Below are 26,906 nucleotides of genomic sequence, written 5' to 3'. Positions count from 1 at the left end.
CGTAGGTAACGTCTGATCCTGCCATATCCGCGCCCGACGATAATGTACCCGGCTAAGAATATATGCTGCTCTGATACCAAAGTGTTAATTACGCGTTTAAATGGGAGTGGCCATTCAGTCGATACACATACACCGTACAGGACCTTGTTGACACCCTCGGGTTGGGCACGGATCGGACCTTGCGGCAGTGCGTTGGATGTTTGTTCTGTTGTAGGAAAATCCCTACATGTTCTTGAGAAAATACTCTCGCTCAGCAGGACTGTGTCCCTACAAGTGAAGTTAAAAAGATGTAACTCTATACGTGGCTTTTCGGCGGACTGGATGGAAAGCGTTCTACTTGCACGAAGTGTTACATGTCGAAAAATCTAACTTTTGCAGGCTAGTACGCACGTTAAAGATGATGATTTAACTCTTAATAATTTTATGGGATGGATATATTTTATGAACAAAAAATTGATGATTGCAGCACTTCTCACGGGTTCAACGTTTGCAGGTATGGCTAATGCCGCTGACGGCACGCTCAACTTTACCGGTGCCGTGACTGATGCTGCTTGCACTATCACTCCTGCCTCTGCCAATCAGACAGTCACTCTGGGTACCATCAGTTCCAGCGCGCTGCCCGCTGCAGGTGACTCTGCTGCGCCGACCGCTTTCGACATTGTTCTCACCGCCTGCCCAGCCACCGCTACCAGCGCCACCGTGAAATTCGACGGCCCGACCGACGCTGACAACAGTTCGTTGTTGGCTCTGACTACTGTCGCTGGCGTGGCGACGGGCGTAGGGATCGGCTTCTATGAAGAGGATGCCAGCACTCCGATTCCGGTGAGTGCCGAGTCATCGAGCAAAGCGCTGTCGACTACCCTTGATACCACTTTCCGCTACATCGCCAAATATGTAGCCACCGGTCCTGTTGTTGCCGGTACTGCCAACGCTGTCAGCGATTTCACCATCATCTACAACTAAATCGGAAAACCGAGCATTAATAACGTTAATGCTCGGTCTTGGCTGGTCGACCAATTAGCGCCGTCATTCTGATCAATCAATCGGAAAAATAGGCGACTCAAGGAGAATGTATTAATGCATTGGTTAAAGTCCATTTGTATTGTAGCCAGCCTCATGGGCTTGGCCCATACCTCGTGGGCAGGAGTGGTAGTTGGCGGAACACGGGTAGTGTATGAGGGAGCGAAAAAAGAAGCGTCGATATCTGTCCGCAACCCTGAAAAAACCACACCGTATCTGATTCAGTCCTGGGTAGAAGAAGCATCCACCACCGAGCCTAAAAAGGCGCCGTTTATTATGACGCCGCCTTTGTTTCGTCTCGATGGCGGGCAAGAAAACGTCTTGCGCATTATCCGTACGGGCGGTCAGATTCCCCAAGACAAGGAGTCGGTGTTCTGGGTAAATATCAAGTCTATTCCCGCCGCAGAGAAAAGCGACTCCAATAAGTTGCAGATTTCGGTCAAAACACGGATTAAACTTTTTTATCGACCAGCGGGTTTAGGCGGCGCTGTCACGGAGGCCTATAAAGCACTGACATTCACTCGCAGCGGGAGCCAGTTGATTGTTAAAAACCCATCTCTCTATCATGTTTCTTTTTATAGCGTAAGTGTCGGCGGTCAAGAAATTAAAGACGCAGGCATGGTTGCACCACAAAGTTCGCTGACGTGGACAGTGCCCGCTGGAGCGACCGGATCCGTACACTGGCAGGCAATTAACGATTATGGTGGGATTTCCGAAGTTGCCAACGCAACTCTCTGATTGACTGCACGCTTTCTATATATTCCTTGTAAGTCTAATTGTTAGTCCGCTGGATCTACTGCCCGCGAGCAGTGGGAGTGGCTTGCGCTTTATAAAGTTGGGTGGAGATAACTCTCATGAGAAAACATTATTCAAAACGGGCGCCACCGCAGGGAACAAGTGTCCGACCCTGTGTTTTCACACCCACTCGTTTGGCTACGTTGATTACGACTCAGTTGATGCTGAGTATGAGCTGGTATCCGGTGCCGGTGTTGGCGCAAGATTATTTCAATCCGTATGCACTTGAACTAAACGGCCCTGGAGAGAATGTCATCGATCTTGAGTATTTCTCCAGCCAGGGCGGGCAACTTCCCGGCACTTACCAAGTTGATGTTTATCTGAATGATAGCCGAATCACACAGCGCGATATCAATTTTGTCGATGATGAAGGTAAGTTGCAGCCCGAATTGACGCCACTACAATTACAGGAAATGGGCGTAAAGCTGGACGCCTTTCCCACGTTGCAACAATTGCCTGCGTCACAAACGATTACTCGTTTACAGGATTATATTCCAGATGCGAGCAGCCGGTTTGACTTCAGCCAGCAGCGCCTGGAACTCAGTATTCCCCAGGCAGCACTAACTAGCGAAGCACGGGGTTATGTAGACCCCAAGTCCTGGGATCAGGGACTTACCGCCGGACTATTGAATTACAGTTTCAGCGGTGCCAATACCAAGCGCGACGGCCGCTCGGGCACAGACGACAGTTACTATCTGAATCTGCGCGGCGGTATCAATTTTGGGGCGTGGCGTTTACGCAACTATTCCACTTACAACGAGAGCAACGGTGTCAGAAACTGGCAAAACGCCAACACCTATGCGCAGCGGGATATTCATTCGTTAAAAGGCCAATTGACCCTGGGGGACAGTTCCACTCCCAGCGATGTGTTTACCAGTGTTCAGTATCGAGGCGCGCAGTTGACTTCGGATGACAACATGTTCCCGGACAGCCTGAAAGGCTTTGCACCGGTTGTGCGGGGTATTGCCCAGAGCAACGCCCAAGTTACCGTACGACAGAACGGCTACATCATCTATCAGTCTTACGTGCCGGCTGGTGCGTTTGTCATTAACGACTTGTACCCCACGTCCGCCAGCGGTGATATGGAGGTCACGATTACCGAAGCCGATGGCACCGAGCGTCGCTCTCTTCAGCCTTTTTCCGCCGTGCCCGTAATGTTGCGCGAGGGTCGACTGAAGTATTCGGCTACTGCAGGTGAGTATCGTTCCAATGCCCGTAAAAGCAGCCAGCCGACCTTCGCCCAAGGTACGTTGATTTACGGTCTGCCCTACGACACCACGCTGTATGGCGGCTTATTGGGCTCTGGTAAATATACGGCCACAAGCCTGGGCGTCGGACATGGGTTTGGTGATTGGGGTTCGATCTCCACCGACGTAACCCAAGCCAGGACCGAGTTGCGTGATGGTTCTCGCCATAACGGTCAATCTTATCGCTTTCAATATGCCAAGGATATTGCGGCCACCGGCACCACGTTCACTCTGGCAGGTTATCGCTATTCCACCAGCGGGTATTACGACTTCCAAGAGGCGAATGAAGTTGACCCAGGCAACTTTAACGACTGGCGCGGGACGTATAACAAGCGCAGCAAGGCCCAGGTCAATATCAGCCAGTCTCTGGGTGGCTATGGTAATTTTTATGTTAATGGTTATCAGCAGGACTTCTGGCGAAAGGCCGGTTATGAACGCAGTGTCAGCGCAGGCTATAACACCAGTTATAAAGGTGTCAGCTATGGTTTGGATTATACCTACACTCAGGCACCCATTTATGAAGGACGTAACAGGAAGGACCAACAGCTGTCTTTCAATGTGCAGGTGCCGTTGGGAAGCGTACTGTCTAACAGCTGGGCGAGCTACAACCTCAGCACCAGTAAACCAGGCATTACCACCCAAGAGGTGGGCCTGAGTGGTACCGCGCTGGCGGATAACAACCTGAACTATAACGTGCAGCAGGGTTATGCCAGCCAGGGCGTCGGCGCCAGCGGCAACACCAACGGCAATTACAAGGGCACCTATGGCGAGGCCAAGGTCGGCTATAACTACGACCGTCACTCCCAACAGCTTAATTATGGGGTGCAGGGGGGGATTGTTGCTCACCCTTACGGCGTTACGTTCTCCCAACAACAGGGCGAGACCATCGCGCTGGTTCGGGCTCCCGGTGCTTCGGGTGTAAAAGTTCAAAACAACACTGGGGTCAAAACCGATTGGCGGGGTTATGCGGTAGTGCCGTTTGTGAGTACCTATCGCAAAAATCGAGTTGCGCTGGACACTGAGTCCCTGGCCGATGACATCGACTTGGAAATCAATACCAAAACAGTGATCCCGACCAAAGGGGCAGTGGTGTTGGCTGATTTCCAGACGCGAGTGGGCAGCCGGGTACTGATGAGCATCAGCTATCAGGGCAAACCGTTACCGTTCGGTGCCATTGCAACACTGGCGCAAGAGGCCGGGGTAACAGAAAATAGCGGGATTGTTGGGCTGGAAGGCCAGGTGTATTTGAGTGGTGTGCCGGATAACGGAACGTTACAGGTGCAGTGGGGTAAAGGCAGTCACCAGAGATGTACGGCGAACTTCACCCTGTCCACGGATGATAACTCATCAGTGCGCATGACAAATACTACTTGCCAGTAAAACAGCAACGAGGGAAATCATGAGTATTAAGTTAAGTGTTATTTTCAAGCTAAGAAAAGTGACAATATGTATCGGGTCGATTGTGGGTGTTTTTTTTTCAAGCGGGGTCTATGCAGCATGCACATTGAAACCAACGGAGCAAACATTTTCGATAAATTTTGGTACGGTGACTGTTCAACGCGATATGCCCGTTGGAAAGCATATCGCTTATCGTTCCTTTGATATTGGAAATGTTGGGGGATGCAATGTGGCGACTAACCTGCAAACAGTACTTGGTATTTATGCTGCGCCGAGTCCTCTTGCCGAAATTTACAACACAAATATTCCCGGGGTCGGTATAACAATGCGTACCGTTAATCGACCGAATCCGTCTTTGTGGCCGATTCCTATTAATACTACTAGGGGACCAATTTATCAGGTTGTCGCTCTTGTTAAAACTGGACCAACCGGCTCAGGAGCGTTGAATTCAGGAAGAATTGTCAGGATTGCTTATCAGAACTTACGTTGGGTTAATCAAGTCGTTCTTGTTGGCACGGCAGTCCAGACTGTGGCCTGCTCGGTGTCTAACACCAACATAATTGTTCCAATGGGGTTGGTGAGCCGAACTGCCTTTACAGGTGTCGGAACACCGGCTAATGAAAGAGCTTTTACAGTGCCTCTGGAATGTGACGCTGGAACTAGAATCAATATCACTATCGATGGATTGGCTGACGGCTCGGGCGTGGCAGGTGTGCTAGCCCTTGACTCATCCGGATCAGATACCGTCGCGACTGGCATTGGACTTCAGGTACTTCATGACGGCAGGCCAGTAACATTAGGGACCTCTATTTCGATAGGTACGGCCGCTAGTGCCGGTGGCTATTCGGTACCCTTGACCGCACGTTATTACCAAAATGCTCCAACAGTGACTGCTGGCGTAGCCAACAGTACCGCAACGTTCACCATGACGTATAACTGAGGGCAACGTTAGCGCGTTGTACATCAATGAGAGCGCCGGCAAAACGGCGAAGGCCAACAGTAACTGCTTTAAATTCGACGTGCAGCCATGGGGGGGGGGACTGCGGTATCAATATCTTTGGTAAGAAACGCGCCTCTCTTGGCCCGGCTTTATGCAGGGTCTTTTTTTGGTGCGCCAGGCATGGCGCGTTGCGCGCAAGCGCAACCAGTTTGGCTGTGGTGGCCACGCTGATGACTTGGAGGTAAAAGCCCTCTACACACCCGGCAAGGGGAAGTGTTAGCCGGAGGCAAGGGTTTCGCGGGTGACTGCGAATCTGAAAGAAGCCCGAGGCAAAATGCTGGACTGACGAACAGGACGCGGATTAGGCGGGGTAGCGGGGGTAAGGTAGCCATAATTGCCAAAGCCCAATACTTGCACGGAACGCTGTGACGTAGATCCGACAGGCATAAGCAGGAAGGTCGCGCGAATTACCCTGGAAGATCTGCACGTTTGCCGCTGTGCTACCGAGTGTCGAGAGGCGACGGGATGAGCGTGCAGAAGTCAGCCGAGGCCGTAGTAAGTGACGGATAACCGCGTCACCAAGGGCCGAACAGGTTATGCCGCCAGGAGGCGTTAGAGTCTCGTTGAATACCGAAATGCAGAAATTTCTCCCAGAGAAGACTGTTACGCCGAGCCCCTGATAGTATCCGAGGATGACGGCTGACAGCGCACAGGTATCAGCGGCGTATGTGACGTGGACGAACGCGGAGCCGGACACGCTGATGGCGCGGATGCTTGCACCCGCCAACCTCAAGCGTGCGTATCAGCGCGTAGTCAGCAACAAGGGCGCACTGGGTGCCGATGGCATGACGGTCGACGACTTGGCGGGTTACGTGAAACTGTTTTTACCGATCAACTGTGACCGTCCGCCAATAACCGGAGTCCCTTAACTCATTGATTAATTAGCGTTTCCGTTTATTTTTTAGCGGTTTACCGGAAAATCAACAGAATATTCAGCCGTTTTTCCGAGTATTAAGTATGCGTACCGCGCCAACCATTAAAGCCACTATTGAATAGAAAAAGCGACACAGCATATTCTCCCCCGTGTGAAGAGGTGGATCAGACACACACAAAAGCACCGTCAGCGACCTCCAAAAAATGCCCGACGTCCGGATCTTGTTACTCACCGAGAACTTCAAAAAGCAACAGAGAAAAACCACCTGGTGCAGTTTTTACGCGTGGGCAGAAAACAACCGGCTACGTCGAGTACAGACGCAGCCAGTTAAATGTACAGGTGATCAATGAAGACACGCTGTTGGTTTGATTCTGTCGACGTGTGGGACGCGGATTGGGCGATATATGTGCGAGAGATGCTGAGCTCAATAGAGATTGTGTCGCAAGGTTATTCGACCAACATCTATCGCGTCGCTGGAAGGTTCAATTGACTAAATAGCGTTAGAAATAGACCAATGAAGAGATTAAAATCTAACATTCGTATTGTACGGATAGAACTGCCTCAAGAAGCCAAAGTGATAGAAGATCTTTATTGCTAGACTTTAATATTGGAATTTATCAATGGCTGATTTGACATGGCTGTAGGGGCATCGTTGCTCCTACAAATACTGAATAGGGTTTCCTCAGCGTTTGTTGAGATTGAGAGGTTATATTGTTTGATTTGGTTTTGAACCAATCTCATCGCTTGATTGGATGAAAATTTCCAAGGGCTTAGCAACGGACTAAGGTATTCGGGCGGAATATCTAATAATGCATCAAGGAAGTAATCCGAACCAATTGATAAATTTATTTTCAATGCGCTGTATTTTTTATGATCTATCACCATTTGTTTTGGTTGGTAAGGATCCCAAGGAGAACACCTGAAAAAATGGCTGTAACCCTTAGGGTTTTCCATCCATGTGTCAAGGACTTTTAGGTTTTCACGAATATGAATATTTAGTAAGCTGGCTGATTGCCTGCTGGGCCTGCTGTTAAGCAGGCTATAAGCAATTACGATTTTGTTTATGGTTGCGTAGAGAATATACACCTCTACACATGGAATGCCGAAGTTGTCTGTAATGACAAGGCCAAGGTTTAAATACTGAAGATTTATCTTATAAAAATTCTCAGCCATTTTTGAACCCGTCGATAAAATTTAGATACTGACTAGCGGTGATAAATGGTATTAGTTCTATCAGTCGACGTAAAATACCAGAGTGCTCTAAGTCGACAAAAACATTACTGTGCTTACCTATGTCGTATGCGGACCATCCATATAACAATCCAAACTCATTCGAAATAAATGCTAATGTTTGCAAATCACGATCTGAATAAAACCCGATGATGCACCCTGTTAATATTAGCGCGCACATCCGTTCGAACGCCGAGCATGAAAATGGACCTATCATCATTAATGCGCGACCTCCAAAGTATTTAAGCGCGCCGCGCTGGGGTGATGATCGCGAAAGAGTTCTACAAGCGAGCCCTCTCGGTTCGCCAGCGCAAAGAAATAACTCGATCAAAAATTTGAGTGCCTTTTGAGTCTTATGATCAGCAAACGTTGTTGATATTTCCAAGCTATTTATAAATTTCTGAAACTTAAGCGCAAGCAAAACAACAATTTGAAGATTTGGCTCATTTAGCCTGCACTTGTGAGTTTGAGTAAAATCGCTGGACAAAACATGGATGTGATAGCGGTCTCCATATGGTAGCTCGTTTAACAAGCACTTATGGATGTCACAAATAGGGTTGGCGAGATATCTCCATCTTTTTTTGTAAACAAGACATTGTTGATCGGCCAAAGAATCGACCAAGCACGCCTTGCATGCAAACTGAGTGGCAGAATATGGAATTATCCATTCAGAATGTGAACGGAAGTGATTCCAAATTTCTTTGGGGTTTGCATTAATTACATTGTGTACAGCTGTGGAGGTTAAAATTTCTTTGGAAAAGTCAGGGTCCTGACTCGGGTAGCACTTAAGCTTGGATCTAGTAAGGGCCTGTATACTTTCGACAGAGATGCAGCGGTGCGAAAGCTTTATTTCGCATCTGTTAATCCATGATGTGAAAGACTCATCATTAACTGGATTCAATATTGAATAAATATGCATTGTTCTGAAGTGTAGCCTTTAAGGGTGGAAATTCATTCGATAGTGGAGCCTGGGCGGGGCCAGTAAGCAGTGCGTGTATGGCATGTTCCTTTAGAAGGTAAAACAGATTTCCAGTGTTACCTGAACATAGTTTGAAAATGGTTTCAGCATGGGATCTGAGATCAATATTTATTGTATGCTTTTCAGAGAGAGTATTTTCAAGGATCCCCATAAAAGATGAAAAACCTACGCCATTTTCCCATTCTTGTATGCAATGAATAGACGTCAGTATATCGTCAGTGCATGTTGCTCCATAAGCACGCTTCGTCGTGCCAATAATTATATTTATAGACATCGGTGTGCGCGCTAAACTTAGGCAGGCGTTTATCAATTGCTGCTTTTTTATCCGCGTAATTACACCCTCTAAAAAGTCATTTAGGATGATGCAGTCAATTTTAGCGTGACGAATTAAGTTTAATATGAAATATGGGATTATTTGATTTTTCGTAGATTGTAGTTTCGCTCCTTGGTAAGTGAATCCGTAATACTCTAGTAATGCTTCCCATGGATTATTTCCATCGCTGAAGGCGCGGGGACTAAGCACTATTGTATTGATCGACCTACGGAGAAGGATGTCTTGGCACATTTTTGTCGCAGTTGAGACGCCACAGCCAGATTCTCCGAGGATAATATGTAATGAGCCTCTTCCAGTGTTTACCGAAAGCATTGAATCTATCGCAGCCACAACATTTTTTACTTGAGGAGTTGGTAAATTGAACTCCTCGTAAATTCGATTAATTTCATTTATTAGATGAGATTGAGGCATTGAATTTCATCGCTTTTTATGGCGCAATAGAGAAACTCCATATTTCGCAGCTAAAAATGGAGCATTATCTATAATGGGGAGAGTGATCTTTTCTAACCCTAACGATATAGCTTCGGCAGCGCATACCTGAATGATTTTTACCACGTTATCCATGACGCCATTCGCGTGCTTGAGTATTGCAGTAGCCAAATCTTGACTGTGCAAGAATGACGGAAGTTTTAATGGAAGAGTGCGTTCATACGCGGCAATAAATGCCCTAAAATCTTCATCCAATTTCCACTTTTCTAACGGCCATTGCAAGTAGCGCCTTTCTAATTGAGGGTCTAGACGGAGAGCTTCGCTGGCCTTGTCTACGCCAAAAGCAAAGACACAAAGATTGTATTGATCGCCGGACAAATTTTTTAGTAATGAAAGATTAATTTTCTGTTGCATTGTCGATAAGGTTACAGCGTCATGAATTTCATCAATGACAATCCCCTTGACATTATTTCGCTCGACGGTACGCGCAAATTCTTTGGAAGCATTATATCCGCTGTACTTTTTGGTTACCTCCATCCCGAATGCCTCCAATAGAAGCTCCCTGAGATTATAGTTATTCGGATTTTGCCTGAAGCTCATAAATACCAATTTTTCGGTTTGATTTTTATTTGATTCTTTTACGCGATTTATGATGCTTGTTTTTCCATAACCTCCGCTGCCCCATACCAACATACATGGTGCTTGAACCTTGTTTTCAGTCCGAAGCATAAAGTGCATGGCATTCATTATTGCTTGGGCGTTGGGGTATTCAATGAATACATCTTGCAGGCATATCATGAGTCGTTCTTCTGTGGAAAGGTCTAATAAGTGGCGTCTGGATTGACGTACGTGGCTTGTGTCTGTTGGTTGATTAGTCATTTTGGTCGAATAGTTGGGGGATTAATGAGAAGTTTACTTCCGGTTCCGAAGCGACCGAATCTTCGCAATTGCTAATATGGACATTCCACACGGCGTTAGGAATTCCATGCTTATTTCTGTCTCTGTGATGCATAACTCCCTCTTGGTGTGCTTTTGCTAATTTGGCACTGCGTGTGTCGCGCTGGCTATTTTTTACCAATGCATTATTGGTCCGAATCTGCCTGAGTGCGTCGTCATCAGTTACTGTGCCGACTGGTATCTGCTTATTGAACTCACGGTCGCAGCGGTAGTCTTCGTAACTTGAAAACTCACTAACTAAAGACACTTGCGGAACTCGCACATACACCCCTTCGATATTGACCCATACTACGGTCAAATCAAACGGATCGAACTTTACAATTACCTTGCCTCTTCCTTGGACTCGATTTAATTTTGGCGTGTAATATCGCCTAGTATTGAGTGTTATTCCATTGTTTCTCACGGGTTTTATTTTTTCTGGTAAGAAATCCAAATAGAGCGTTTGCGGATTTACGACCAATTCGGGCGTTGTTATTTGCTTTTCGCGAAATGCCTGTTCCCATGCATCTTTTGGGGATTTTTTTAACTGAGAATGAACAGTGCCGTGATAGATAAGCACTTGTCCTGCGAACCAGGTGCAAAACTCCTTAAAAGTTAAAGCAGAATGTTTTTCACTGTCATAGTCACCGCGCTGCTGTGTGTTGGAGAAGGTAGTTCCTGGTAGAAAATGCACTGCAGAGGTCATGAAAGTCCCGATCAAACGTTCAATATGACCGCCCATATGCTTTTTGCCAATGATTCGCCACTCGGGATTTATTTTATATTTGCGCAATGTAGCTTCAAGTATCGGAGATCGAAATTCAGATGCGTTATCCATCAACAATCTTTCGGGAAAACCAAAGTATGGATAATGATTTGATTCACTAGCTAACTGAAAATAACCATTGCTTTTAGGGAGGATTGCCATTCCCATTGCTTGCTGAACAGAGATAAGTGAAGGAGCAAACATTGTCAGGTAATAACCTAGGATGACGCGCGTGTGCACGTCTATAATTACTGTGAGCCAAGGTCTTCCTATAACTTGCGTGCGATCATGTTCTGCGCGAAGTATTAAATCTACTCGTGTGTGGTCCATTTGTGCTACTTGAAGAGGGCGGTCTGTAAAGACGATTCCAGGGCGAGATTGATAGATCTGATTCGTCGCATCACTGCCGTGCTTTTTTAGAAATGTTTCTTTTTCATCTATGCTCTTGATTATTTTTTTTACAGTTGCAAGACTTGGGCACATCAACCCAAGTGCATGGCATGCACTTTGTACTTGCCGCCATACATTTGCGTACGAAGCTGATTTTCCGTGATAGTGTTTGTCATAGCATTCTTTAATGACGTGTATAGTTTCAGTATCAGTTCGCATACTCCCTGGTTGAGGGCCGGGATTATTTTTTATTAGTGTGACGGGGCCTAAGTCTGGGCTGTACCTTTTAACGAGTTCATAGAATGCGCTTTTTTTTACGCCTAACAATGCCGCGGCGTCTTTTGCTGTACGTAATTTATTAATAAATAATTCAATAACGGATGACCTTTCGCCCGCTAGTATCATTTGCGAGGCGCTGCGTTCCGTTATGTGAGTTACGTTACGTTTATTGTATTCAGCGCTGTGGCGAGATTGTGGGATAGGTTGGATATTCGCGAGATCGACTACTGATACGGTCCCAATACCATATTCAGTGACCGTAACGGTTCCCTGCGATCCTACCTCCATTACTACGGATAACTTACCATTGGCCACCACAAGGTGACCGCACTCAATTGCGATCCTCAAAAATATCTCCCTTTAGGGCCTTTACCTTTCAAGTTGATGCTCGGCACTAAATGTGTACGGTACGGTCTGTATTCACCGCACCATTGATACCGGTCCCGTCGGCGAAATACTATCGATCGACCGTGCATGATTCCTAGGGTCTAACAAAAAAATGACTCTCATGTCCGAACTCAATAAATACAGGGGTTTGAAGCACGAAAAAGTTTGTGCATTGGCGACGTGAAGAAAGCCTTGATTCGGTACGGTGGATTGCAGAATGATACTCACGCATTTTATGAGGAAGTGGCATTCAAATGGGGCGTAAGAACAAAACACTGTTGCAGACGCTGAAAGCAGCGGTCTTAGCTGAAAGACTTACAGAACTTGCGGGCATCCAACCCAATGGTTATCAATTGTCACGTTGGTATGAACGGAGACTAGGACTTGCCCATGGTTCGCAAGAGAAGCGCTCATGGGACATGTTTTTAAAAGGCCAAATGCCTCAGCATGACAAACTGGCGATAATTATCGATTTAGAGCCGAAATTGCGCGACTTATTGAACCATCCATTCTGGATGATTATGGACGAATCAAGTGCTCACCTTGATATTCACCAAGTGCTCCAGAAGGAGGTATATCCAGCAAATAAATTATATTTGAAAGTTCTTTGGGATGACTTGAGCTTGATGCCTGTACTGGATCGCATCACGTTCCTAGTGGCCATGATAATTTCTCCAAAACCATACGAAATATGGACTGCATACATCACCGATTGGCTAGCTGAGAGCTATGCTCAGCTTATTTTAGAGTCGTTATGGAAGCCCTTCGCTGATTTTTTATTGGAAGTAGTGATGGTGCGGTGTGAAAGCAATCAAGCGTTTTCCCCTACACGATTATGTTCATCTATCAGTGCGGAAAAACTTCAATCGTGGAGCATTGTCTCTGAGGATTATGGGACGTACCAATCCGGCCAGGCTCCCACAGCATGGGCGGCGTGGTGCAGCGCCATCTGGCGCCTCAATTGGTCCGAGCGAGAATTATTTATGAAATATATAAATAATCGCGCCGCATTCCGTTCCGGCGACAAAACATCTCCTGAAAAGAAAATTTATAAACGAGTGCGCGACCTACGATACAAACTCCTACAAAAAAGTCCGAAGCTAACAATCTGCGTTTTAGATCGCTATGTTTAAATTTTTGCCGTGACATTCAATGCATCTATGACCTGTCGTTGAAAATATTTTAATGAGCTAAGTTCATTTTTTACCTTAATATTTTCTTGTTTCAGGTCTGCAATTATTTTGCAGAGCTCGTCTATTAGTTCTGGGTATTCCTTGGTAGTGCCATATTTGTGCAATATTTTTAGCAGGCGAGCGAAATCGTTGTGCTGACTCCATAGACTCGATGAATCCTGAGATTGGAATTGACCATTGTTTATCTCCTCGTTAGATTTAGAGCGTTCCGCGGATTGATTTAGTTCTTTAGATTTTAAAGCTCGTAGGTGTTTAACTATCGTGGTTTTTGAACCGTGATTACCCATTTCTGTACGAACCGCTTCCAGCGTCGCTTTTACACCTTTTTTTTCCAAACTTATTAATGCCCGTTTAACTAAGGCTTCGCTAATAATGGGCTTCATGACCTAATCCACTACAAAATTATAAAAGCAGCTTATCATATGCGCATTTCTGCGCGAGTGGGAATCGATATCCGGGCTGCGTTGATCCCTAGCGTCGTGATAACTAAATTTGCATCTGGTCCAGTTCTGGGTGATGGCTAATGTAATGCATTTTTAGCTGTTGCTGATGGAGTAGTGTAACGCGCATGTTTCAGATTACAGTATCTCCTCTCTTTTTAGGTTCCTCCGTTAACAGGCGTACCCCACGCATGACTGGAATCACCTCTAAGCAGATGAAGCCCTGATCTCGTTTCGAGGCAGCTGTTAACAAATGTACGCTCTTTGATTTGAGGCGCGTAATAGTCATCTCGCGTTTGGGTTTCACCCGTGAGGATCTTAATAGTCACCTTTCAGAGCTAAATGCTAGCAGCCTCGTGCCCAACAGAAGACTCTAGCTGGCAACCTTTCCGCGCTTGCGAACGCCCTAGGCATTTAGAAATCTGTCAGAGATGTTATCGGTGTCGATGCGATTTACCGAGCACTGAAAGACGATGGCTGACCGTGTTGAACGCCAGCGACCCCAACCTGGCCTTGACCCGGGCGGTGACGAGTGCCGCGTCGATTGACGGGGGTAGCAGGAGCGCCCAGCCGCCGTCGGCCAGCGGCCGCGCCAGATGGTCAACGACAAACTGAATCGCCACCGCCGGCGGCAGCGGCGCGTTGCCCAATGCCTGGCCATAACGCAGTTGCAGCCAGGCCGAGCAAATAGGTGAGGGCGCTGCGGTAACTGCGCACGGTGTTGGCCGCGGTGCCGGCGGTGATAAAGGCCGCCGCCGCTTCCTGGGCATTGAGTGCGAGGAAATGTGGGGTCGAGCGGGGTTTCGTCGATCTAGGCCAACTGGTCGGTAATATTGAGTACGGTCATCGGACTGAAATTTCCGTCTTCGGAAATAACGTCGGATAACATTCTATTATCAGACCTAATATAGCGGAGGTAGGCGATGGCAGTAGGGGTGCCGGAAAATGAGGTGTTTGCCGCTGCGGATGCGGTGTTGGCGCGGGGTGAACGGCCGACGGTGGAACGCGTACAACTGGTGTTAGTCAGCAGCGAACCGGCCCTTAGCCGCTTTCAGGTCGGTGACACTGGTGAAGGCGCCTCGGTACAGCGCTCGCCTTTCCAGTTGTGCAAACCAGCCTTCCACTGCGTCAGCCGAGACGCGCGGGTCGGCCTGAAGTGCAATGTGAAACGCGGATGCTTTTCCAGCCACAGTTTGGTTGCAGCAGTTTTGTGGGTCGAACTGTTTTCTAGAATCACATGCAGATCCAGTACAGACTGGTTCAGTTGGCGCTCATAAGCACCGGCCATGCCTTTCAAGCCTAGCTCAATCAGTTGCTGGCTGGTATTCAACAGCGGCTTCATAGAGGTTTCTCCCCTTGACCTGCGTAGTACGTCGCTCCATGAATATTCGAATGTTCAATAGCTGGATTCGTAATCTTTGGTGGGCGCCGAAGGTCTGAGCCATTACGCAAAATGGCTCGCCGACGCTCCTAACTGACGATGCCGAGAGAGTTCGCATAAGCACATGCTGATTCCAGACGTTCAGAGGGATCTACTCCTTACGCACATCACGCTTCAGCGCGGTCACATCTCTGAGCCCTGTCACAAAGTCTCACCGTCCATCCAAATTGCGTTGTACATAGAGGTGAGTTGCTGGGCCAATGGCTTCTGCCCACTCCAGCAAGGCTGGCGGTTGAGAGTCCTGAAACTGGTGGTGATTGGGTGCTAAATGCTCTCGCAGGGTGCTGATACCAGGCGTAGGATCGATACGATGACTGCTAATCACGCGTTGTTGGAAGGTGACTTCCAACCAATCGGCATTCACGCGCAAACGCAAGACATATACCGCTGCACTGTAAGGCCGCGCGACCCTTCGCAGTACAAGGGCCGTGTTCTCACAACAACAAAAGCGAGGAGAAAACATGTCTGGTAATCGTGGTGTCGTGTATCTCGGCGCAGGCAAGGTTGAGGTACAGACCATCCCCTATCCGAAAACGGAAGACCCGCGCGGCAAGCGCATCGACCATGGCGTGATCCTGCGCGTAGTTTCGACCAATATTTGCGGCTCCGACCAGCATATGGTGCGTGGTCGGACCACGGCCCAGGTCGGGCTGGTGCTTGGCCATGAGATCACCGGTGAGGTGATCGAGAAGGGCCGTGACGTGGAAAACCTGCAGATCGGTGACCTGGTCTCGGTGCCGTTCAACGTCGCCTGCGGCCGTTGTCGCAGTTGCAAGGAACAGCACACCGGCGTCTGCCTGACGGTCAACCCTGCGCGCCCCGGCGGTGCCTATGGCTATGTGGACATGGGCGACTGGGTTGGCGGCCAGGCCGAATACGTGCTGGTGCCGTATGCCGACTTCAACCTGCTGAAGCTGCCCGACCGCGACAAGGCGATGGAGAAAATCCGCGACCTGACCTGCCTCTCCGATATCCTGCCGACCGGCTACCACGGTGCGGTGACCGCCGGTGTCGGCCCTGGCAGCACAGTGTATATCGCCGGTGCCGGTCCGGTCGGCCTGGCTGCTGCCGCCTCCGCCCGTCTGCTTGGTGCGGCGGTGGTGATAGTCGGCGACGTCAATCCGCTGCGTCTGGCGCATGCCAAGGCCCAAGGCTTCGAGATCGCCGACCTGACACAGGACACTCCGCTGCACGAGCAAATCGCCGACCTGCTCGGTGAGCCGGAAGTCGATTGTGCGGTCGATGCGGTCGGCTTCGAAGCCCGTGGCCCCGGCCGACGTGCTCAATGCGCTGATGGGCGTGGTGCGGGTCGCCGGCAATATCGGGATCCCCGGTCTGTATGTCACCGAAGATCCGGGCGCGGCCAACAAAGCCGCCAAGCATGGCAGCCTGAACATCCGTTTCGGCCTCGGCTGGGCCAAGTCCCACAGCTTCCACACCGGCCAGACCCCGACGATGAAGTACAACCGTCAGCTGATGCAGGCGATCATGTGGGACCGGATCAACATCGCCAAGGTCGTCGGCGTGCAGGTGATCAGCCTGGACGACGCGCCGCGCGGTTACCATGAGTTCGATGCCGGGGTACCGAAGAAATTCGTCATGGATCCGCACAAGCTGTTTAGCGCCGCCTAAGGAGTAGGTTGGGAAAAGGGCAGCTTTGAGCTGCCCTCTTGTGAGCATTGCTGCGCAAAAGGCTCATCCACTCTCTGAGTCGTGCCCTGCCCGCCGTAGAACTGCGCATCGCCGATTACTGCGAAGTGTTGGTGCGCAGCTCAATCAAGCACTGGCTGGAAAAACATCCGCGTTTGAAACTGCACTTCACACCGACCAGCGCGTCCTGGCTGAATGCCATGGAAGGCTGGTTTGCACAACTGGAAAGACGAGCGCTGTACCGGGGCCTTCACCAGCGTCGCCGACCTGAAAGCGGCGATCCGTTACGCCATGGTAGAAAAGTAGTCGATGTCCCTTCAAGGTCCGTTACTGATGGGAGATAGAGCCGGTGAAACAGACCACCTGCCACTTGCGGATCGCTTGTGCAGAGATCATCCTGAATCCTACCCAAGTTGTGTGTTGGGGCGCGGTCGCCTGCCAGGATTCCTGGCGACTTTCAGTAACCGGCTCGCGGACGTATAGCGGCTGTTTACCCGCTGCGTAGAACACGCAATGGCTCCGAGCGATGATGCGTCACGCGGATATCGACGTCAGGTTCCAGGGAGAGTGCCTCTTTCAGTCGCGTCTTGCCGCCAGCGGGTCAGGCGCCTAACGTTTAGAAGTAGGTACCAGGCAAGGGAAGAGGTCGTATGCGCTGCGTAAATTGCGGAGAATCCCTCCGGGGCCAGCTTCTGTGACGCGTGCGGCGCCAAGCTGTCTCGCAGTTGTACGCTCTGTAGCCACGAGGCGGGCCTGTCCGGCGCACCGCTAACCGATGCGCCGGCTGCGCCATCACCGCCCCCCCGGCCTGTTTCAGGGCGTTCTCCAGCGCCCATTCATTACACGCCCCACACTAACCTTGCCGAGCGCATCCGCGCCGAACAGGCGGCCATGGAAGCCCGGGGCGAGACCGCCGGCGAACGCAAGACCATCACGGCGCTGTTTGCCGACATGGCCGGCTCCACGGCGCTGATCCACGACCTCGATTCGGAACAGGCCCAGCGCCTGATCGAGCCTGTCGTCGCGATGATGATGGAAGCCGTCCACTACTACGAAGGCTACGTGGCCAAGACGCTGGGCGATGGCATCCTCACCCTATTCGGCGCACCCATCGCCCATGAAGACCATCCGCAGCGGGCGCTGTATGCGGCGTAGCGTATGCAGAATAAGCCCGATTGCGGGGCTTATTCATGTGCTGGGATGTTCGCTTATTACTTGGCGAAGTGATCCTTGGTCAGCTTACCACCACCGGACTGAGCAGCAGGGACAGCAGGTTGGACTTGGAGTTAACGCTGCAGCGCTTCTGTGCCGCGCACGCTGGCGCCACGGGCGAAGTGGTCTTTGGTCAGTTTGACCACCACCGGGCTGAGCAGCAGCAGGGACAGCAGGTTAGGGATTGCCATCAGGCCGTTGAGGGTGTCGGCCAGCAGCCAGGCGAAATCCAGCTGGGCGACGGCGCCGAACGGTACGACCAGAACCCAGAATAGACGGAACGGCAGGATCGCCTTGGTGCCGACCATAAACTCCCAGCAACGCTCACCGAAGTAGCTCCAGCCAAGGATGGTGGTAAAGGCGAACACCACCAGGGCGATACTCAAGAGCGCGCCGCCGTAGCCCGGCATGGCCGACTCGAAGGCCGCCGCCGAGAGTGCCGCACCGCTGACACCGCTGGTCCACACGCCGGAGGCGATGATCGCCAGGCCGGTCATGCTGCAGATGACGATGGTGTCGATAAAGGTCCCGAGCATGCCGATCATCCCCGAGCGCACCGGGCTGCTGGTGGTGCCGGCGGCCTGGGCGATACCGGCGGTGCCGAGGCCAGCTTCGTTGGAGAAGATACCGCGGGCTACACCGAAGCGGATGGCCGCCATCACGGCCGCACCGGCAAAGCCACCAGTGGCGGCTGCCGGGGTGAAGGCGTGGGTGAAGATCAGCTCGAAGGCGCCAGGAATCGCTTCGGCGTGCACCACCAGCACCACGATAGCGGCAATGATGTAAGCCACGCACATGAACGGCACCAGCGTCGCGGCAACCTTGCCGATGCGTTTGATGCCACCGAGGATGACCAGGCCAACGACGATCATGGTGACCAGGCCAGTCAGCCACAGCGGGATGTTGAAGGTGCTTTCCAGGGCGTGGGCCATGCTGTTGACCTGGACCATGTTGCCAATGCCGAAGCCGGCCAGGCCGCCGAAGATGGCGAAGGCGGTACCGAGCCACAGCCACTTCTTGCCCAAGCCGTTCTTGATCGCGTACATCGGCCCGCCGACGTGCTCGCCGCGCTCGTCTTTCTCGCGGTAATGCACCGCCAACACCACTTCGCAGTACTTGGTGGCCATGCCGACCAGGGCGGTACACCACATCCAGAACAGCGCGCCAGGGCCACCGAGGAAGATCGCGGTGGCCACACCTGCGATATTGCCGGTACCGACGGTGGCCGCGAGGCAGGTCATCAGCGCCTGGAACGGGCTGATTTCGCCGCTGGCTTCATCGTCTTTCTTGCGACCTTGCCACATCAGTGCGAAGCCCGCGCCGATCTTCGACAGGGGCATAAATTTCAGGCGCAGCATGAGGAACAGGCCGGTGCCGAGGATCAGCGCCAACATCGGCGGCCCCCATACTAGGCCGTTAATGCTATTCACCAGGTTATTGATGGAGTCCATATAGGGTTCCTTATTCTTATAGTAGGACGAGGGGGTATCCTCGTTCGATCGATCGCCGGGTAGGCAGGTCACGACATCAGCGCCTTGCAGGGGCAGTTGCAACCACGCACACAGGAGGGTCGGCCCGGACCGCAAGGCCGCTCCAGTATATGAAGAGGGCGTCAGTTGAATTCACTGTTTGAAAATTGATGTTTAGCTTTTTTTCAGGTAATCAGGCGCTTTGCATGATTAATTCTTGCTGATGCGCAGAAAGGCAGTGTAAACACCAAGTTGTCCATGGCTTGGTAGGACGCACTCGTCCGCAGGGCCGTACGCCGGGTTTAGCAGGCGATGGTGGCGTGGGAGCAGTGGTGCAAATGGTGGCGGGCTGTCGCTACGTTCTGAGTCCGGCCCACGGGTTTGGCCGCCTGTCGGCGAAATCTGCGACAATCGCGGCCCTCACGAATATGTTCGCGGCTGTCACTGCGGTGCTGACCGTCGCAGGGCTCAGCTCAACTATCTCTGTCAACAGCACTTCAACTCACTCGATCAGCAGACGCTGCTCGAAAAGCTGCAAACCAGCCAAAGCATTTTGGGAGAGCTGCCTAGCGTTGATGCTTTCGACGAGCTAAAGCCACAACTACAGGACTTGTTGGGGACACCTCAAGATATCACCGCAGTCATTTCCGACAGCAGTGGAAAGGTACTCTTCGCCCATCCGGCAGCAATGAAAATTCCCGAGCGGTTCCACGTGTTTGCAATCCACCAGGCTTGGCAGTGGCAGAATCAGGAGCGGATGTTTCGCGGCATGACCGCGCAGGTAGCCGTTGCAGGGCAAGAGAAGCCCATGATGGTGATATCGCTCTTGATGTCACCGACAATATGTTCCTCTTCGAAACCCTCATGTGGTGGCTCTGGATAGGGTTGTTGATCTGTGCCCTCGTTTGCGCCGGCTTGGGCTGGGTCGTCGCTCACAGCGGCTTGCGCCCATTGGATCAGGTAACCAAGGCAGCGGTTTCAATCTCCGCTATTTCGCTCAAATAACGTATTCCAATGGCGTTGACTCCACCGGAGCTACGGCAGTTGGTTACCTCTTTCAACGGCATGCTGGCAAGGCTGGACGACGCCTTTGGAAGGCTCTCCAACTATTCTGCCGACATCGCCCATGAACTGCGTACACCAGTCAGCAATCTGATGACCCATACGGAAGTCGTGCTTTCAAAAAAAGGACCACTGACGACTACGAGGAGAATCTGTATGCGAATCTGGAGGACTTGAAACGCATGTCTCGCTTGATCGATGACATGCTGTTCCTGGCCAAGGCGGACAACGGACTGGTCGTTCCTGAGCGCGAGTGGATCGCCCTTGAGGGAGTGGTGGATACCCTGCGTGAGTACTAGCAATATGATGTCGTTCCGTCCAAATTTTTTTGGCTGACACAAACACCCGCAGCTAACGGTGGCTTGCCTGTCAAAAATTAGGTGGGCTAGAACCCAAGTCTTGTACGTCTGACTGACAGCTTTTGATTCATTCCTGCAATAGCTTTCTGAGCTGGTGCGGTGTCTGCCGCTCCGACTAATTCCGCACAAGCCTGCGCCATTGAGACAAGAATGCGGGCTGCGTCGGGAACGTAGGGAAGGTCATTTCCAGCTTCATGACGCTCACGAATGATCTGGTAGCGAATGTTCTCCGGGAGTGTCCACGCACTGATTAAAAACTCCTGAACGGAGTAATCGACGCCTTTGATTTCCACGGTCGCTGAGCGATGTTCCTCACGGAATCCTGCCGTTTCGATCTGCTCACAGCTATCGATAACAGTGTTCATCATTTCTCGAATTTGTTGCCAATCAGTTTTCATTTGAACTCCTTTTCATTGTCGTCTTTCAGCAGGATACGTTGAGCGTGTTTCTGTGGACAGCGTTGAAAGGCAGCTTCTGGCCGAGGCCGTGTAAAAACGTTTTACAACAGGTTTGACAGTCGGAACCGGAACTAAAATCGCGCTCCTACGCAAATTTCTGGCCTGCTTATCAACCAAGCGCTGGCAGATTTTACGTAGCAACGCACACTTCAAAACGGTGCATGCGTTTTTACACAGCCTGGGCCGTTAGCTGCCTGTTGCGAAACACTCTCATCGACCCAAAGAAACCATTTTCACGCGCTAGCCAATGATTAGCGGTGTTCAGAATTTCCTGAGTTTTTAATCCAGCTATCAAGCTCCGTAACCATTTTATTGACTTCACTGCCCTCACGTTCCGAGGGGCGGACAATGGCGTTCCAGGCGATGTCAAGGCCGTCATTCAGGGCTGCCCACGCAAGCTCCCCACGCTCAAGGCTAGGGGCCACCAAGTCCCGTTGCAATATGCTGATTCCGTATCCTGAACGCACGAGTTCAACGATGGCTTCGATCAACTCCACCGTGATCATGCGGCGCGGCAAGATGCTGGCAGGAGCGAAGAACCGGTCATACTCCCAGTCACTGGCGCGATCGGTGGAATACGTCACCAGGTTGTAAGTCTTAAAGTCTTCCGCGTAGATGTTTTTCCTTCCCGCAAGGGGATGATCGGTTGCCATGATCGCAATCAAGTCGTCTCGAAAAAGCGGCAGCTTGGCGACACCGCTAGGCACCATCCCATCATCGATGATGGACACATCAAGCCTGCCTTGCATCAGACTCGCGTAAACGTCGTTACGGGGCACGGTCACCAGTGTGATTTCGATGTCTGGCCGAAGACTTGAGTAATGCTTGATGAACTTTGGAATCCAGCGAAACGGGCCGTAGGAGGTGACACCCATACGGACAAACGCTGTGACTCCACCGGCCATGGACCGGGCTTCGGACTCGGCCTCATTGAGTATGGCAATGATGTCTTTGGCAGCTCGTTCCAGCCGCACGCCGGCAGGGCTGAGCCTGAGCTTTCCCCCTGACCTTTCCGTCAGGTTCACACCTAGTCGTCGCTCGGCTTCGCGTATGCGGTGACTGACGGCAGAGGGTGTTAGCCATAAACGCTCGGCCACCGCCGTAACCGAATCTACTTCCGACAGGGTTTGCAACATCACCAGGTGATCCAGCGTCAGTCTCATGGGCATTGACCTGAAAAAAATTCACAAAATTGCGTAAAATTATGAGCGTGACTTGTTTTTGGTGCCGATGCAATCTGAATCCAGAAGAGCCACCGGAGACCAACAACAATGACTACCCTGCCTTTCACACCTGCGCCAACCCTGGAAAATCTCGTCGATCTTGAGCGTTACCCCATTACCGATCGCGCCAGCCCCGCTTATCTCGCACTGGTCGCTCACAGTCAGTCGTTGCTGGGACAAGAGGGCGTTGCGATCTTCCCGGGTTTTGTTCGAAATCCATCAGTTGTCGCGATGGCGGAGCAGACACTTGCACTGCACTCGCACATGTTTCATTTTCGGGAAAACCACACGGTTTATTTCAAACCTCAGGACGAAAGCGTTGATCTGGAACATCCGCTACGCCGCTTGATGAACACTGCAAAAGACACCGTTGCTTATGCCGATATTCCGGCCGACCATTTGATTCGGCAGATCTATGGATCGGATGAAGTCCTTGCTTTCATCAAAGATGTTCTGGATCTGGACATGCTCTATCGCCATGCCGATCCATTAGCAGCTCTTAACTTGCAGGGCTTCACGGCAGGTCAGGAGTTGGGGTGGCATTTTGATCGTTCCGACTTCAGCGTCACGCTGTCTCTTCAGGCAGCAAGCGCTGGCGGGGATTTTGAGTACGTACGCATGCTGCGCAATGAAAACGACGATTGTTATGACGCAGTCAGAGCGTTCCTCGATGACCCGCAAACGCAGCAAATAGAGGTTCTGCCTCAGGTGCCGGGCACCCTGACATTGTTCCGAGGCCGCTATTCATTGCACCGGGTCACGCCGGTGGAAGGAGACAGATTGAGGCTCAACGCGGTGTTCGCGTACGTGGATCAGCCCAATGTCGAATTCAGTGCCTATGCCCGCCAGTTGTTTTACGGGCGAACCTCCGTTGACCCAACGATTTAAGTTTCGCCCATAACAATACAAGCAATTGATTCACGCCTTCGCTTCACGTGTTTGCGCGCGTACCTGTCCATGCAGAATATGATGGGCTCGTTTGTTTCTGTGCCGCACACAACAGTTCGCTGCCCCCAATATTAATGATTCGGAGCGTCTGATCATGAAAAACAGGAAGAGTTTGCTGGCCTCGTTACTCACCCTTGGGTTGCTCGTTGGTAGTGCTTCAAGCCAGGCTTCGGGATGGTGTGAATCGGGTAAGCCGGTGAAATTTGCCGGACTGAACTGGGAGAGCGGAATGCTCCTCACCGACATCATGATGGTCGTGCTCAAGGACGGCTACGGCTGTGCAACGGATCAGTTGGTGGGTAACACCATCATTCTTGAGACCGCGCTGGCCAGCAACGACATTCAAGTGTTTGGCGAAGAGTGGATGGAGCGCAGCGAAGTCTGGAAAAAGGCTGCGGCAGCCGGGAAGGTCGTCGGGGTTGGCGCGCCGATCATTGGTGCGACCCAAGGCTGGTATGTACCGCGATACGTCGTTGAGGGAGACGCCAAACGTAACCGACCAGCGCAAGCACCAGACCTAAAGACAGTCGCCGACCTGAGCAAGTACGCCAATGTTTTTCGCGATGCGGAGGAGCCGTCCAAAGGCCGCTTCTACAACTGTCCTGCTGGCTGGATTTGTGAGCAGGGCAATACCAAGATGCTCAAAGAGTACGGTCTTGAAAACACCTTCACGAACTTCCGTCCAGGCACCGGTGCCGCACTGGATGCGGCGGTCCTGTCCAGTTATAAACGCGGTGAGCCGGTGCTGTTCTACTACTGGTCACCGACGCCGCTGATGGGGCAGATCGATGCGGTAAAACTGGAGGAAAAGACCGGAGCCAACAAAGACGTCATCACCATGGTTGGACTCTCCAAGGCGTTTCATGAACAGGCTCCCGAGCTGGTCGCGGTACTTGAAAAGGTCAACATTCCCATCGATCTGCTGAATCAGAACCTGGCGAGGATGACCCGCGAACGCATTGAATCGCCAAAGCTGGCCAGGATTTTCCTCAAGGAACATCCGGAAGTCTGGCACGCCTGGGTCGACGAAGGCGCAGCAAAAAAGATCGAGGCATCGCTCTAATCGGCCTCCAGGGCAAGGACGCCCGCCCTCTGTAACGCCCCTCTGAACACACTCTCTTGACTGCTTTCTACACAGAAGCGGCGTCTCTTTGCGTCCGGGAATCATGACCATGATCAAATCACGAGCGGCCGTCGCCTTCGCGGCGGACCAGCCTCTGCAAATTGTCGAAATCGATGTAGCGTCGCCGCAAGCCGGTGAGGTGCTGGTACGCATCGTTGCGACAGGTGTCTGCCACACCGATGCGTTTACCTTGTCTGGCGCCGATCCCGAAGGGATTTTCCCTGTCATTCTTGGCCACGAAGGTGGCGGTATAGTCGAGGCGATAGGTGAGGGCGTAACTTCGCTCGCGGTAGGCGACCACGTCATTCCGCTCTATACCGCCGAATGCGGCCAGTGCAAATACTGCACTTCGGGAAAAACCAACTTGTGCCAGGCGGTGCGTGCCACCCAAGGCAAGGGGTTGATGCCGGACGGTACTTCACGCTTTTCCTACCAGGGGCAGCCGATTTACCACTACATGGGCTGCTCGACCTTTTCCGAATTCACCGTTCTACCGGAAATCTCCCTGGCGAAGATCCCCAAGGATGCCCCGCTGGACAAGGTGTGCCTACTCGGCTGCGGCGTCACCACTGGCATCGGTGCAGTGCTCAATACCGCCAAGGTAGAAGAGGGGGCCACCGTCGCAATCTTCGGTCTCGGTGGCATTGGTCTGGCGGCGATCATCGGTGCCAAGATGGCGAAGGCCGGCCGGATTATTGTGATCGACATCAACCCGGCCAAGTTCGAAATCGCCTGCGAGTTGGGTGCCACCGATTTCGTTAACCCTAAGGAGCAATCCAAACCCATTCAGGACGTCATTATCGAGATGACCGATGGCGGTGTGGACTACTCCTTTGAGTGTGTAGGCAATGTGCATTTGATGCGCGCGGCGCTGGAGTGCTGTCACAAGGGATGGGGCGAGTCGACCATAATCGGCGTGGCCGGCGCAGGCCAGGAAATCTCCACTCGTCCATTCCAGCTGGTCACCGGGCGCATCTGGCGTGGCTCGGCCTTCGGCGGAGTCAAGGGCCGCACGGAGTTGGCGAGCTATGTCGAGAAGGCGCAGAACGGTGAAATTCCGCTGGATACCTTCATCACCCATAACCTGCCGCTGGAAGACATTAACCAAGCCTTCGAGTTGATGCACGCAGGCAAAAGCATCCGAACTGTCATTCATTTCGATCGCTAAGTCAGCAGATCTGGCGATGAATCGCCAGGGCGAACCTGCCCTGGTAAAACTGCAACGCAAACCCACCTCGTTTCTATCAAAGAGAGCTATAAAATGAGTGTCTTTACTCACGTTACAGTCGGCACCAATGACCTGAACAAAGCCCGCAGTTTCTATGACAACGTATTGGGCAAACTTGGCCAAAAACGTATCGCAGATCTCGGAGACAATGGTTCTATCTGGGGTGAGAACGCACCGTCTTTCTTCGTTCTGAAGCCGGCTAACGGCGCACCTGCCAGCGTTGGCAATGGTGTCACCGTCAGTTTCGAGGCGCCAACCCGTGCCGCAATTGACGCTTTCCATGCCGCAGCATTGGCCGCTGGCGGTACGTGTGAAGGCTTGCCAGGGCCACGTGGCTGGGCACCGAATGCCTATGCTGCATATGCCCGTGATCTGGACGGTAACAAACTGGCCGCCTATTGCTTCAAACCAGCTTAAGCCTGGTACGAGGCCAGCTTTGGTCCGGCTGGCCTCACCAATCTTTTTTAGCTTCTGCGGATTCGTAAATGCATAAAAGAATGATTTGCCCGCGTAGCTGACAGTGGTTGAACAGCACATGCAGCACTACGGTGTGATCTTCCGGTCGGTATAGAAAAGTGTCTTTGCCATAACTGGGCAGTTTCTGACCGCCATCCATTTAGCAAATACCCCCGTTGAATGTCAGCTATTGGCCGATTTCTGCCTGTGGCGACCGACCGCTTTGGGTCCAGGCTGTGTGAAAACGCCAGTGATCGTCTAACCTTCTGATCGTCTAGATCGTGGCGGGGGCGATCATAAAGCGATTCATTGAGGGTGAGGCTCGGACGCAAGTCACCTTGCTGCCGGAGTGTCTGGACGATTACGTAGCCGAAGAAAATCCAGTGCGCGTGGTCGATGTTTTCGTCGATGAACTCGACCTGGGCGCACTTGGTTTTGAGGGCGTCGATCCTGCCGCAACGGGTCGTCCGGCCTACCACCCTGCGTATTTCGGCCCATCGTGACCGCCCGTTTCGGTACATCGTGACCGACCATTTCGCTAACGCGTGACCGCTCATTTCGCTAACAACGTGACCGATTT

18 protein-coding genes and 8 pseudogenes are annotated in these 26,906 nt (G+C 51.5%); 16 read left to right on the top strand and 10 right to left on the bottom strand.

The genetic code is table 11. The annotated features are described in order from the left end of the window. Positions 1 to 441: 441 nt before the first annotated feature. From ACXPVS_RS16675 to ACXPVS_RS16655, 5 genes and pseudogenes are all read left to right on the top strand, one after another. Positions 442 to 963 carry a fimbrial protein gene (locus tag ACXPVS_RS16675; protein ID WP_458510903.1) on the top strand — a complete coding sequence of 174 codons (522 nt, stop codon included), beginning with the start codon at positions 442 to 444 and terminating at the stop codon, positions 961 to 963. A 114-nt stretch (positions 964 to 1,077) separates the two neighbouring features. Further along, positions 1,078 to 1,758 (top strand): fimbrial biogenesis chaperone, encoded by a 681-nt coding sequence (locus ACXPVS_RS16670; protein WP_458510902.1) that lies wholly within the window; start codon positions 1,078 to 1,080, stop codon positions 1,756 to 1,758. Between the two features lie 218 nt (positions 1,759 to 1,976). Next, complete coding sequence (locus ACXPVS_RS16665; protein WP_458510901.1) at positions 1,977 to 4,442, top strand: fimbria/pilus outer membrane usher protein; 2,466 nt, start codon at positions 1,977 to 1,979, stop codon at positions 4,440 to 4,442. Positions 4,443 to 4,461: 19 nt separating this feature from the next. Continuing rightward, a complete protein-coding gene (locus ACXPVS_RS16660; protein ID WP_458510900.1) occupies positions 4,462 to 5,400 on the top strand; it encodes a fimbrial protein in 939 nt (312 codons plus the stop codon). 596 nt (positions 5,401 to 5,996) lie between these two features. Further along, a pseudogene (locus ACXPVS_RS16655) lies at positions 5,997 to 6,290 on the top strand (group II intron reverse transcriptase/maturase); the annotation flags it as partial. 638 nt (positions 6,291 to 6,928) lie between these two features. Here the strand turns inward: ACXPVS_RS16655 and ACXPVS_RS16650 are convergent. The 4 genes from ACXPVS_RS16650 to ACXPVS_RS16635 form a co-directional block, all read right to left on the bottom strand. Then, a complete protein-coding gene (locus ACXPVS_RS16650; protein WP_452626578.1) occupies positions 6,929 to 7,507 on the bottom strand; it encodes a hypothetical protein in 579 nt (192 codons plus the stop codon). Positions 7,508 to 8,451: 944 nt separating this feature from the next. Then, complete coding sequence (locus tag ACXPVS_RS16645; RefSeq protein ID WP_458510899.1) at positions 8,452 to 9,288, bottom strand: hypothetical protein; 837 nt, start codon at positions 9,286 to 9,288, stop codon at positions 8,452 to 8,454. A 6-nt stretch (positions 9,289 to 9,294) separates the two neighbouring features. Then, positions 9,295 to 10,104 carry a TniB family NTP-binding protein gene (locus ACXPVS_RS16640; RefSeq protein ID WP_218473725.1) on the bottom strand — a complete coding sequence of 270 codons (810 nt, stop codon included), beginning with the start codon at positions 10,102 to 10,104 and terminating at the stop codon, positions 9,295 to 9,297. 73 nt (positions 10,105 to 10,177) lie between these two features. After that, positions 10,178 to 12,025: a Mu transposase C-terminal domain-containing protein gene (locus ACXPVS_RS16635; RefSeq protein WP_458510898.1), complete on the bottom strand. Its 1,848-nt coding sequence runs from the start codon at positions 12,023 to 12,025 to the stop codon at positions 10,178 to 10,180. Positions 12,026 to 12,318: 293 nt separating this feature from the next. Between ACXPVS_RS16635 and ACXPVS_RS16630 the strand changes: the two genes are divergently transcribed. After that, complete coding sequence (locus ACXPVS_RS16630) at positions 12,319 to 13,197, top strand: hypothetical protein (protein WP_458510897.1); 879 nt, start codon at positions 12,319 to 12,321, stop codon at positions 13,195 to 13,197. Here the strand turns inward: ACXPVS_RS16630 and ACXPVS_RS16625 are convergent. Continuing rightward, positions 13,194 to 13,640, bottom strand: coding sequence for a DNA-binding protein (locus tag ACXPVS_RS16625; RefSeq protein ID WP_218473720.1), 447 nt, complete (start codon positions 13,638 to 13,640; stop codon positions 13,194 to 13,196). The genes ACXPVS_RS16630 and ACXPVS_RS16625 overlap by 4 nt on opposite strands. Positions 13,641 to 14,140: 500 nt before the next feature. After that, positions 14,141 to 14,508, bottom strand: a pseudogene (locus ACXPVS_RS16620) (integrase); the annotation flags it as partial. A gap of 112 nt (positions 14,509 to 14,620) precedes the next feature. On the opposite strand from ACXPVS_RS16620, the pseudogene ACXPVS_RS16615 reads away from it, so the two are divergent. Beyond that, positions 14,621 to 14,737: pseudogene (locus ACXPVS_RS16615) on the top strand (DNA-binding protein); the annotation flags it as partial. On the opposite strand, the pseudogene ACXPVS_RS16610 reads toward ACXPVS_RS16615, so the two are convergent. Then, positions 14,729 to 14,949: pseudogene (locus ACXPVS_RS16610) on the bottom strand (transposase); the annotation flags it as partial. The pseudogenes ACXPVS_RS16615 and ACXPVS_RS16610 sit on opposite strands and share 9 nt — an antisense overlap. A gap of 650 nt (positions 14,950 to 15,599) precedes the next feature. On the opposite strand from ACXPVS_RS16610, the pseudogene fdhA reads away from it, so the two are divergent. The 3 genes and pseudogenes from fdhA (at position 15,600) to ACXPVS_RS16595 (ending at position 17,943) form a co-directional block, all read left to right on the top strand. Continuing rightward, positions 15,600 to 16,770: pseudogene (gene fdhA, locus ACXPVS_RS16605) on the top strand (formaldehyde dehydrogenase, glutathione-independent). A 143-nt stretch (positions 16,771 to 16,913) separates the two neighbouring features. After that, positions 16,914 to 17,073 (top strand): annotated as a pseudogene (locus tag ACXPVS_RS16600) (transposase); the annotation flags it as partial. A 606-nt stretch (positions 17,074 to 17,679) separates the two neighbouring features. Continuing rightward, positions 17,680 to 17,943, top strand: a complete 264-nt coding sequence (locus ACXPVS_RS16595) for an adenylate/guanylate cyclase domain-containing protein (RefSeq protein ID WP_458510896.1) — start codon at positions 17,680 to 17,682, stop codon at positions 17,941 to 17,943. A 131-nt stretch (positions 17,944 to 18,074) separates the two neighbouring features. On the opposite strand, the gene ACXPVS_RS16590 is transcribed toward ACXPVS_RS16595, so the two are convergent. Beyond that, entirely contained in the window at positions 18,075 to 19,451 is a 1,377-nt protein-coding gene (locus ACXPVS_RS16590; RefSeq protein WP_458510895.1) for an alanine/glycine:cation symporter family protein, read from the bottom strand. A gap of 446 nt (positions 19,452 to 19,897) precedes the next feature. On the opposite strand from ACXPVS_RS16590, the pseudogene ACXPVS_RS16585 reads away from it, so the two are divergent. Further along, positions 19,898 to 20,827: pseudogene (locus tag ACXPVS_RS16585) on the top strand (histidine kinase dimerization/phospho-acceptor domain-containing protein); the annotation flags it as partial. An 89-nt stretch (positions 20,828 to 20,916) separates the two neighbouring features. Here the strand turns inward: ACXPVS_RS16585 and ACXPVS_RS16580 are convergent. Both ACXPVS_RS16580 and ACXPVS_RS16575 read right to left on the bottom strand, forming a co-directional pair. Then, entirely contained in the window at positions 20,917 to 21,288 is a 372-nt protein-coding gene (locus ACXPVS_RS16580; RefSeq protein ID WP_458510894.1) for a hypothetical protein, read from the bottom strand. A gap of 311 nt (positions 21,289 to 21,599) precedes the next feature. Then, on the bottom strand, positions 21,600 to 22,511 hold the full coding sequence (locus ACXPVS_RS16575; protein WP_458510893.1) for a LysR family transcriptional regulator: 912 nt from the start codon (positions 22,509 to 22,511) through the stop codon (positions 21,600 to 21,602). 108 nt (positions 22,512 to 22,619) lie between these two features. Between ACXPVS_RS16575 and ACXPVS_RS16570 the strand changes: the two genes are divergently transcribed. The 5 genes and pseudogenes from ACXPVS_RS16570 to ACXPVS_RS16550 all read left to right on the top strand — a co-directional run. Next, positions 22,620 to 23,459: a HalD/BesD family halogenase gene (locus ACXPVS_RS16570; RefSeq protein ID WP_458510892.1), complete on the top strand. Its 840-nt coding sequence runs from the start codon at positions 22,620 to 22,622 to the stop codon at positions 23,457 to 23,459. 154 nt (positions 23,460 to 23,613) lie between these two features. Then, the gene (locus ACXPVS_RS16565; protein ID WP_458510992.1) at positions 23,614 to 24,582 is read left to right on the top strand and encodes an ABC transporter substrate-binding protein; all 969 of its coding nucleotides are present in this window, start codon (positions 23,614 to 23,616) and stop codon (positions 24,580 to 24,582) included. Between the two features lie 109 nt (positions 24,583 to 24,691). Further along, a complete protein-coding gene (locus tag ACXPVS_RS16560) occupies positions 24,692 to 25,810 on the top strand; it encodes an S-(hydroxymethyl)glutathione dehydrogenase/class III alcohol dehydrogenase (RefSeq protein ID WP_458510891.1) in 1,119 nt (372 codons plus the stop codon). 93 nt (positions 25,811 to 25,903) lie between these two features. Further along, a complete protein-coding gene (locus ACXPVS_RS16555) occupies positions 25,904 to 26,287 on the top strand; it encodes a VOC family protein (RefSeq protein WP_390956595.1) in 384 nt (127 codons plus the stop codon). A 335-nt stretch (positions 26,288 to 26,622) separates the two neighbouring features. Beyond that, positions 26,623 to 26,811 (top strand): annotated as a pseudogene (locus ACXPVS_RS16550) (IS5/IS1182 family transposase); the annotation flags it as partial. Positions 26,812 to 26,906: the final 95 nt, after the last annotated feature.

It is taken from the genome of Pseudomonas sp. Ma2-10, from assembly GCF_054330215.1.
This window is presented reverse-complemented; position numbering and strand designations above follow the sequence as displayed.

What these genes read in the sequence shown, in the direction of transcription:
- ACXPVS_RS16675 (WP_458510903.1), top strand. Translation starts at nt 442, where the DNA reads ATGAACAAAAAATTGATGATTGCAGCACTTCTCACGGGTTCAACGTTT.
- ACXPVS_RS16570 (WP_458510892.1), top strand. Translation starts at nt 22,620, where the DNA reads ATGACTACCCTGCCTTTCACACCTGCGCCAACCCTGGAAAATCTCGTC.
- ACXPVS_RS16565 (WP_458510992.1), top strand. Translation starts at nt 23,614, where the DNA reads ATGAAAAACAGGAAGAGTTTGCTGGCCTCGTTACTCACCCTTGGGTTG.
- ACXPVS_RS16555 (WP_390956595.1), top strand. Translation starts at nt 25,904, where the DNA reads ATGAGTGTCTTTACTCACGTTACAGTCGGCACCAATGACCTGAACAAA.
- ACXPVS_RS16625 (WP_218473720.1), bottom strand. Translation starts at nt 13,640, where the DNA reads ATGAAGCCCATTATTAGCGAAGCCTTAGTTAAACGGGCATTAATAAGT.
- ACXPVS_RS16650 (WP_452626578.1), bottom strand. Translation starts at nt 7,507, where the DNA reads ATGGCTGAGAATTTTTATAAGATAAATCTTCAGTATTTAAACCTTGGC.
- ACXPVS_RS16575 (WP_458510893.1), bottom strand. Translation starts at nt 22,511, where the DNA reads ATGAGACTGACGCTGGATCACCTGGTGATGTTGCAAACCCTGTCGGAA.
- ACXPVS_RS16660 (WP_458510900.1), top strand. Translation starts at nt 4,462, where the DNA reads ATGAGTATTAAGTTAAGTGTTATTTTCAAGCTAAGAAAAGTGACAATA.
- ACXPVS_RS16630 (WP_458510897.1), top strand. Translation starts at nt 12,319, where the DNA reads ATGGGGCGTAAGAACAAAACACTGTTGCAGACGCTGAAAGCAGCGGTC.
- ACXPVS_RS16670 (WP_458510902.1), top strand. Translation starts at nt 1,078, where the DNA reads ATGCATTGGTTAAAGTCCATTTGTATTGTAGCCAGCCTCATGGGCTTG.
- ACXPVS_RS16645 (WP_458510899.1), bottom strand. Translation starts at nt 9,288, where the DNA reads ATGCCTCAATCTCATCTAATAAATGAAATTAATCGAATTTACGAGGAG.
- ACXPVS_RS16665 (WP_458510901.1), top strand. Translation starts at nt 1,977, where the DNA reads ATGCTGAGTATGAGCTGGTATCCGGTGCCGGTGTTGGCGCAAGATTAT.
- ACXPVS_RS16640 (WP_218473725.1), bottom strand. Translation starts at nt 10,104, where the DNA reads ATGATATGCCTGCAAGATGTATTCATTGAATACCCCAACGCCCAAGCA.
- ACXPVS_RS16580 (WP_458510894.1), bottom strand. Translation starts at nt 21,288, where the DNA reads ATGAAAACTGATTGGCAACAAATTCGAGAAATGATGAACACTGTTATC.
- ACXPVS_RS16560 (WP_458510891.1), top strand. Translation starts at nt 24,692, where the DNA reads ATGATCAAATCACGAGCGGCCGTCGCCTTCGCGGCGGACCAGCCTCTG.
- ACXPVS_RS16595 (WP_458510896.1), top strand. Translation starts at nt 17,680, where the DNA reads ATGGAAGCCCGGGGCGAGACCGCCGGCGAACGCAAGACCATCACGGCG.
- ACXPVS_RS16590 (WP_458510895.1), bottom strand. Translation starts at nt 19,451, where the DNA reads ATGGACTCCATCAATAACCTGGTGAATAGCATTAACGGCCTAGTATGG.